The organism is Paenibacillus sp. P4_A7 (assembly GCF_056402455.1).
Genome location: NZ_JBFUHJ010000749.1, coordinates 1 through 1,477 on the forward strand (window position 1 = coordinate 1; position 1,477 = coordinate 1,477).

At 45.1% G+C, this 1,477-nt stretch carries 2 protein-coding genes; both read right to left on the reverse strand.

What is annotated here, in order from left to right:
• Positions 1-1,128, reverse strand: a 1,128-nt coding sequence (locus AC1DWN_RS33655; RefSeq protein ID WP_477563172.1) for a glycoside hydrolase family 125 protein, incomplete at its 3' end; no start/stop codon positions are given.
• A 103-nt stretch (positions 1,129-1,231) separates the two neighbouring features.
• A partial coding sequence (locus tag AC1DWN_RS33660) for a hypothetical protein (RefSeq protein WP_477563173.1) occupies positions 1,232-1,477 on the reverse strand: 246 nt, incomplete at its 5' end.

Below are 1,477 nucleotides of genomic sequence, written 5' to 3' on the forward strand. Positions count from 1 at the left end.
GCCTTGCATCGATAACGCCATATGCCAGACGTATCCCGGCGGCGTATGTGGACTTCCGATCCCTTTTGCAGCTTTCCCTTCAAAATAAAACGGGTTTTCTTTGCTTAAAATAAACCGGCGCGTATTTTGATAAATAGGATCATTAACATCCGTGTATCCGATATACGGGATCGATAGCAAGCTTGGTGTACCTGCATCATCAATCAAGCAATAATTGCCGAACCCATCCGTCTCAAAAGCATACATATTCCCGTAAGTCGGGTGATTGTACATCCCGTAAAGCTCAATTCCGTGACGAACATCATCCTCCAGATGCTTCATCTCTTGAACAAATGCTTCATCACGGTACACCCATCTAGCCATCTCCTGCATTTGGGAAAGGGAAACAGCTGCAAACATGTTGGAAGGAATATTGAAATGCAGGTCGCAAGCATCGTCACTCGGACGGAAGCCCGACCAGATCATCCCTGTGTAATTAACAGGCATCCCGTATCCATCGTTGCGCAGTGTATCTATAGCCGGGCAGTTGTATCGCATAAAACGATATTTTGAATGTTCGAAATGGCGCTGCTCCGTTTTCCATACATCGACTATGGTACACAGCATCTTTTTGAACTGCTCATCGAAAATATCAGTTAGACCTGTTTCTTTCCAATACATATAAGCCAGACGAATAGTGAAGCAGAGCGAATCCAATTCAAATTTACGTTCCCAAACCCAAGGGGACATGTCCGTATCATCGTTTGCGTCCCAATGCCAGTCGTTAGCCGTTTCGTTAAAGGCGTTCGCGTAAGGATCGATACTGATATACATGGAATGACGTTTGATTAACCCTGAGATGATACGCTGCAGCCCTGCATCATCCTTCGCAAACGGTATATAATGAATGATTTGCTCGGCCGAATCGCGAAGCCACATCGCAGGAATATCCCCTGTGATGACAAAGGTCGTGCCATCATCCATCAGCTTCGTTGTCGTTTCGAGCGTATTTGGAAAACAGTTCTTAAACAGTTGCAGCAGTTTGGGACGGTTTGCTAGCTTCACTTCCGCCTCGTCCAGCACTTGCTTTATGACTTCCGGCAGCTCCAATTGAGGCATGCTTACTTTTGGCAGCTTAAATTGTTCCATGTGCTATAACTCCTTCAACACTAGCCCCGATACGGGACACAGTGTCCTTTTGTTTATTTATTTGGTTATTCGTTTATTAATCCATTCTCATTACAGGGTTTGCTTAGACTTTAGTACTTACTTCGCTGCATGTAATGCTCACTTGATCCGGCCGGTATACGGACAGCAATCGCCCTTCAAGGTCAGCGGCAAACATTACTGTTCTTTCTCTATCCAATGTAAATGAATAAACAGCTCCGGTGAGTGGATCACGTACTTGAATGTCCGTATCGCTGCTGAATTCGGATACGAAAATGTAAAGACTTCCTTCCGCGAATTGAAGCTTTCGACCATATACTCCAGGAAGCTC